Below are 6,129 nucleotides of genomic sequence, written 5' to 3'. Positions count from 1 at the left end.
CCAGTTGGTGGAACAGAGTATGCTTTTAAGCAATTACAACTACCAATGCCAGGAATTAATATGTAGGCCATCTATTTTTGTTTAAACTTTAATATTTTCAAGAATTACGCCTTTTCTCGAGATTAATTTTCAAAGTTGCGTAAACACAGCTTACTTAAAATTTAAGTCTTTTATGCAACCAAAAATAATAATTGAAGATTTATAATTGAAGATTTACGACATATTCAATGTCTGGGTAAATTTCACTCTTCTTTTAAAAGGTTGTCCGTTTGTTACAGGAACCATGTCTTTTGTCCTTGGACTTATTTCTTGATTCTTATTATTTATGTTTTTTTCTTCTTGTAAATTATTAGTTGACTTTGCCACAATAAAAGGAGTTTCTGTCTGGGAATTAGAAAAAATGTCTACGTGCTTAAACTGGCTGTTTAAATCTTTTAAGCTTTGGCTATCACAGCTTAAGTCAGCTAAAAAATGTACCCCGCCTTGATTAGTACCACCAACAAGCAGTATTTTCTCTTCATACTCAATTAAATAAAGATTTTGACCAGGGACTAAAGGTAATATTTGTTTTAATTTTAATCCGGTGTTGTTTGCAAGTCCTGGAATAGTTGAAGTAATCTTTTGGGCTAAGTCATCAAGCAAATTTGTAGGGCTGCCAAATTTATTTCGCGACAAAATCTTCTTAGCTAAAAATAAAAGCCCAAACAACATAACTAAGATTAAAGATGTTCTAGCCACAAGATTTATAAAAGTAACATCTGGTAAAAAATAAGAATCACTCATTTAGTTTAAAAAGAAGTGTATGAACTTAAGAAGTTCCATAAGTCTTATTCTTCATCTTCTTCTAAGTATTTATGCCATATTCTTTGAGGTACAGTTGATAAAATTTCCTCTTCTTTCTCTAAATCATGCTCCTGACGTTTTAACAAATCATCTATCCAGTTTTCTTCTCTATTACTTTTTCTTTGTTTTACTTTATTGTCTTCATGCATAAGCTTCTCCATTTCATGTCAAATAGCATTAAAAGCGATAGCCATTTATTTGGCCATCGCTTTTAACTTTTACTAATTAGCAATTCACTAATTGTCACTACTTGCTGTGTCTTAACTGGTTTATTAACTACAACCTATTCATCATATTTCTACCCAAAATCTTATAAAAGCTAACAACTAAGGGATATTTATAGCTTTGCAAATTATAGTTATCATTTAGTTAAAACATTTGTTTATGGATTAAAATTAAAGAAACTCATTATGGACTTTCCAAAAGAGCTAAAATACTCAAAAAGTCACGAATACTTAAAGATTTTAAGTAGTTCAAATCAAGCCATTGTAGGGATTACATCATATGCAGGTAAAGAACTAGGAGATGTAGTATATGTTGAACTCCCTGAAGTAGGAAAAACTTATAAACAAGGAGACAAATTTGGCGTAGTAGAATCAGTTAAATCTGTTTCAGATTTATATATCCCAATCGAAGGAAAAGTTATTGAAATTAACAAAGAATTAAATGATCATCCAGAGTATGTTAATCAAGATCCTTATGGAAAAGGGTGGATGATAAAAATTGGACTTACTTCAGATTTACATCAAAATAAAAATTTAATTTCTGCTGATGAATATGCAAAGTTTGTTTTAGCAGAAGCACATTAGAAAAACTAATTATCGTCTTATTACACAACCAACAAGTTCACTCAAGCTTGGCTCATATAAATTTGAAAGTGAGATAGGATAAATTCCCCATACAACTACAAGTGCTAAAAGTGAACCTAGGACAACTACTTCTTGTGTTCTTAAGTCAGTTAACTTTGACCATTTTGGATTTTCTGGCCCCATAAAAATTTTTTGTAAAAGCCAAAGCATATAACCAGCAGTTAATATTACTCCAAGTGCAGAAAATAAAACACAAATTTGTCCAAAGTTAAAATGTAATGTTGTTGGAAAGTTAGAAAAATATTTTGAACTAAATGCACCATAAAAAACTAAACTTTCACCAACAAAACCAGAAAGCGCTGGTAAAGCAAGATTTGCTAATGCTGCTAATGTAAATAAATAAAAACATCTTGGCATGTATTTTGTCATTCCACCATAATCTGCAATAAGCCTTGTATGTGTTCTTTCATATAGAGTTCCTACTAGCATAAAAAGAGCAGCACTTATTAACCCATGACTAAACATCTGGAATATTCCACCGCTAAATCCTGCCTGTGTAAGTGATGCTACTCCAAGCAAAACAAAACCCATATGTGAAACAGATGAATAAGCAATTATTCTTTTCATATCATCTTGAGCAAGGCATGCAACTGCTGCACCAACAATATTTACACTAGCAAGTATTGTAATCCATAAACCATATTCAGCTAAAATGTCCGGGAAGAAACCTACACAAATACGATAAATCCCATATCCACCCATTTTTAAAAGTATTCCTGCAAGTAGCATGGACACTGGTGTTGGTGCTTCAACATGTGCATCTGGAAGCCATGTATGAAAAGGAAAAGACGGAAGCTTAATAATAAAGCATAAGAAAAATAAAAGAAAACACATAAGCTGAAAAATATGAGGTAAAGTTTTTCCGTACCTAGATAAAACTTCCATATCAAAAGTGTTTGCCCCACTTGCAAAAAATAAAAGTAGTACAGCAGCAAACATACATACACCAGCAATAAAGGTATAAATTAAAAATTTCATTGCTGCATAATTTTTATTTGGTCCACCCCAAACTGCAATTAAAAAATACATGGGTATAAGCTCTAATTCCCAAAGCAAGAAAAATAAAAATAAATCCTGAGCTACAAAAACTCCAAACACACTTGTACTAAGCAACATTAACATTGAATAGTAAAGTTTTGGCCTGTCTTTTGCAATTGGTTCACTTGCAATAATTGTTACTGGAAGTAATATTGCCATAAGGAGTACCATTGCAATACTTAAACCATCAACCCCAAGCTTAATTCTTATCGTATCTCCAAACCATCTGTAATTTTCAACATATTGAAGTGCTGTTAAATAAGGATCAAATTTTGAAAAAATAACAACTAAAACATTTAATAAAATATCTAATGAAAATATTAAGGACAAAAGTCTACAGAGAGATTCTTTACTTGGCAAAAAAGCAATAATAACTACTGCAATTAAAGGAAGAATAACGATGGTAGTTAATGCATGCTGTAAAAATATTTGAGTTAGTTTTTCCATTTCAATCAACTTACCTCAGCTTAGTTAACATAAACAAAAGTGAAAACAAAACAGAGCCAAAAATTACTAAAGCATATAACTGTCCACGACCTGTTTCCATATAACGTAACCCACTACCAATTAATGAGGTTACACTACAAAAGCCACTTACAAAAACCCCATCAACAATTGTCTTATCAATTACACCCCACAAGACACGATAAGAAGGCATTATAATTTTGCCTAAGATCCAAAAATATACTTCATCTACATACCACTTGTTAAAAGAAGTATTATAAATAAAACTTAAATTCTTTTTAATAAACTCATTAACTAAAACACCTTTTCTATAAACTAGCCATGCAAAAAAACTACCAACTATAAACGCAATAAAAGGTAACAAGTCTTGTATAGTTAAAAACTCTTTTAAAAATATTTGAAGACCCCACTCATGATGGATATGAGAAACTCCATAAGATATAAAAGATGAAAACTTGTCTCCACCTGGAATCAAAGGTGAACCAACTAGACCAATAAGTACAGAAGGAATAGCCAGGCCTATTAATGGAATAGTTATAGATGGAGTAGTTTCATGTGGATGAGCATGACCTTTATACTCACCACTAAAAGTCATGAAATATAGTCTAAACATATAAAATGCAGTTAACACTGCAGTAAGTAAACCAATTGTAAAAAGTATTTTGTCATGTTCCCATGCACTTGCAAGAATCATATCTTTTGACCAAAACCCACTCATAAACGGGAATCCAGAAATTGCAAGTACACCAATCAAACAAGTCAAGGACGTAATTGGCATAAACTTTTTTAAACCACCCATGTACCTCATATCTTGCTCATGATGGCATGCAATTATTACTGAACCTGAACATAAAAAAAGCATTGCTTTAAAAAATGCATGTGTCATGAGGTGGAATAATCCTGCTGAATATGCACCTAATCCTAATGCCATTACCATGTATCCAAGCTGGGAACAGGTAGAATATGCTAATGTTCTTTTTATATCATACTGACTTAAAGCAATGGTTGCTGAAAATATTGCAGTGATTCCACCAACCCATGCAACAGTATCCATTGCAAGTGGTGCTGCTATATAAAGTGGGTAAGCTCTAGCTATTAAATAAACACCAGCAGCAACCATTGTTGCAGCATGGATTAAAGCTGAAATTGGGGTAGGACCTTCCATAGCATCAGGCAACCAAACATGTAAAGGAAATTGTGCAGATTTTGCTATTGGTCCCATTAAAACAAATAACGCAATTGTAGTAACACTAATAACTCCAACTACAGGCAAAATATTTAAATGAACTGCAAAATCAATTGCATTTTTTAATTCACTAAATGATAAGGTTACTTTATCCTGCCAAAAAGTTTGAGTAGAAAAATAAAGCATAATTAATCCAATAAGCAAACCTGCATCACCAATACGATTTACAATAAAAGCTTTTGTACAGGCACTTGCTGCTTTTGGCCTAGCCCACCAGAATCCAATAAGTAAATAACTACACACTCCAACTAACTCCCAAAAAATATAACTTTGAAAAAGATTTGTTGAAAGCACTAAACCTAGCATTGAAAAAGTAAACAAGGAAAGATATGCATAAAACTTACTATAGCCAGGATCATCTTTCATATATCCATGTGTATAAACTTGTACAAAAAAGCTAACTACACAAACAAGTACAAGCATCATTGCACAAAGTGGATCAATTAAATAACCAACAAAAAGTTTAAACTCACCAGCACTAATCCATGGGAAATTTATTTCCAAAGTTCTCTCTGGATTTAAATAAACAAAATATAAAACAAAAAGTGAATGAATTAATCCATATGCTACAGCACCAATTGAAAGAGCTGCACTAACTTTTCTTGAGAAATAAAAAAACAACATTATAAGCAATGAGCTTACAAGTGGAACTGTTGCTATTAGCCATGAATATTTTAAAATTTGATGGGCCACAGAAATTGATTATATCTTTACTAAAAATTCTTTGTACTTTTTTCAACTCTAATTAAATTTATTTTTTATGTCTGATAAAAGGATCTAAGTCTTTTAGTGGACTGATCATGTATCTTATAAATAGCTATTTAAGAAAAAAATAATACATCCTACGTAATTTAATTAACTTCTATTTGTTAAATTATTAAAAAAAAATTATATTTTTTCTCTTTCATAAATTAAGTAATAGTCTTATTTTAGGCACGTTTAAAAATAAATCAAGTACAGTATTGACGATTATAAGGAAACAAAATGGGCATCGAAAGATTAGACAGAGGAAGATTGAATCATAGTCTCCCTCCCAAAGTAAGAAGAGTTTTGGACAAACAGTCTGGTGATGAAATTCAAATACCAGAAGAATGGAGAATAGTACAACCTGATGATGAGACTAATGTAGCTAACCGAAATGTTTTAGAAGCAAGGGAAGCACTAAATAATGAAGACAATATACCACAACCAAGTGCTCAAGCATTAACACAACATATACAACCTCCTGAAAGAGTCAACAGTAACACCAACGATGCAAGAAATGATCGCCCTGCATCACCACCACCAACAGGCCCAAGTGATCCTACACAACCAAACGATCCAACTTTTAGTCTACCCAGTACTGAAGTAGTTGAAGGACCTTCACAGCCTCAAAAAAGATTAAACCCATATTGGGTTTTGGGACCCTTGCTAATTATTTCAGGATTTTTAACATATCTTACACATGTAAAAGAAAGTATTCTAGGTATCTCAACAGAGCTAATGAAAGCACCTGCTACAGTATCTGCACTTATAGTAGGTTCAGCAACCGCAGCTGCAGCTTTTGCAGATACAGGTAGTTCTTCACCTAAATCAAAAATATTCAATTCAAACGAACCCAACAATAATAATGGACACAAAAATGGAAGCCACAATAGAGTTACTGGTTCTGGTGAGTAATTTAAATCA

At 32.2% G+C, this 6,129-nt stretch carries 6 protein-coding genes; 2 read left to right on the top strand and 4 right to left on the bottom strand.

Annotated elements, in window-relative coordinates:
* Positions 1-213 precede the first annotated feature (213 nt).
* Together HYY52_05180 and HYY52_05175 are read right to left on the bottom strand one after the other, a co-directional pair.
* Positions 214-783, bottom strand: coding sequence for a hypothetical protein (locus HYY52_05180; protein MBI2996081.1), 570 nt, complete (start codon positions 781-783; stop codon positions 214-216).
* Between the two features lie 44 nt (positions 784-827).
* Positions 828-992 (bottom strand): hypothetical protein, encoded by a 165-nt coding sequence (locus tag HYY52_05175; protein MBI2996080.1) that lies wholly within the window; start codon positions 990-992, stop codon positions 828-830.
* A gap of 261 nt (positions 993-1,253) precedes the next feature.
* Between HYY52_05175 and gcvH the strand changes: the two genes are divergently transcribed.
* Positions 1,254-1,652: a glycine cleavage system protein GcvH gene (gene gcvH / locus HYY52_05170; GenBank protein MBI2996079.1), complete on the top strand. Its 399-nt coding sequence runs from the start codon at positions 1,254-1,256 to the stop codon at positions 1,650-1,652.
* Positions 1,653-1,661: 9 nt separating this feature from the next.
* On the opposite strand, the gene HYY52_05165 is transcribed toward gcvH, so the two are convergent.
* Positions 1,662-3,197, bottom strand: a complete 1,536-nt coding sequence (locus tag HYY52_05165) for a NuoM family protein (protein MBI2996078.1) — start codon at positions 3,195-3,197, stop codon at positions 1,662-1,664.
* Between the two features lie 10 nt (positions 3,198-3,207).
* On the bottom strand, positions 3,208-5,160 hold the full coding sequence (nuoL, locus tag HYY52_05160; GenBank protein MBI2996077.1) for an NADH-quinone oxidoreductase subunit L: 1,953 nt from the start codon (positions 5,158-5,160) through the stop codon (positions 3,208-3,210).
* 285 nt (positions 5,161-5,445) lie between these two features.
* On the opposite strand from nuoL, the gene HYY52_05155 reads away from it, so the two are divergent.
* A complete protein-coding gene (locus tag HYY52_05155) occupies positions 5,446-6,120 on the top strand; it encodes a hypothetical protein (protein ID MBI2996076.1) in 675 nt (224 codons plus the stop codon).
* The last annotated feature ends 9 nt before the right edge of the window (positions 6,121-6,129 follow it).

The organism is Candidatus Melainabacteria bacterium (genome assembly GCA_016193285.1).
GTDB lineage: Bacteria > Cyanobacteriota > Vampirovibrionia > 2-02-FULL-35-15 > 2-02-FULL-35-15 > JACPSL01.
The sequence above is the reverse complement of the archived record's forward strand: the minus strand, read 5'-3'. Positions and strand labels throughout refer to the sequence as shown.

Bases quoted from the DNA above. Each gene is read 5' to 3' on its own strand.
- HYY52_05180 (MBI2996081.1), bottom strand. From the start codon at position 783: ATGAGTGATTCTTATTTTTTACCAGATGTTACTTTTATAAATCTTGTG.
- HYY52_05175 (MBI2996080.1), bottom strand. From the start codon at position 992: ATGCATGAAGACAATAAAGTAAAACAAAGAAAAAGTAATAGAGAAGAA.
- gcvH (MBI2996079.1), top strand. From the start codon at position 1,254: ATGGACTTTCCAAAAGAGCTAAAATACTCAAAAAGTCACGAATACTTA.
- HYY52_05165 (MBI2996078.1), bottom strand. From the start codon at position 3,197: ATGGAAAAACTAACTCAAATATTTTTACAGCATGCATTAACTACCATC.
- HYY52_05155 (MBI2996076.1), top strand. From the start codon at position 5,446: ATGGGCATCGAAAGATTAGACAGAGGAAGATTGAATCATAGTCTCCCT.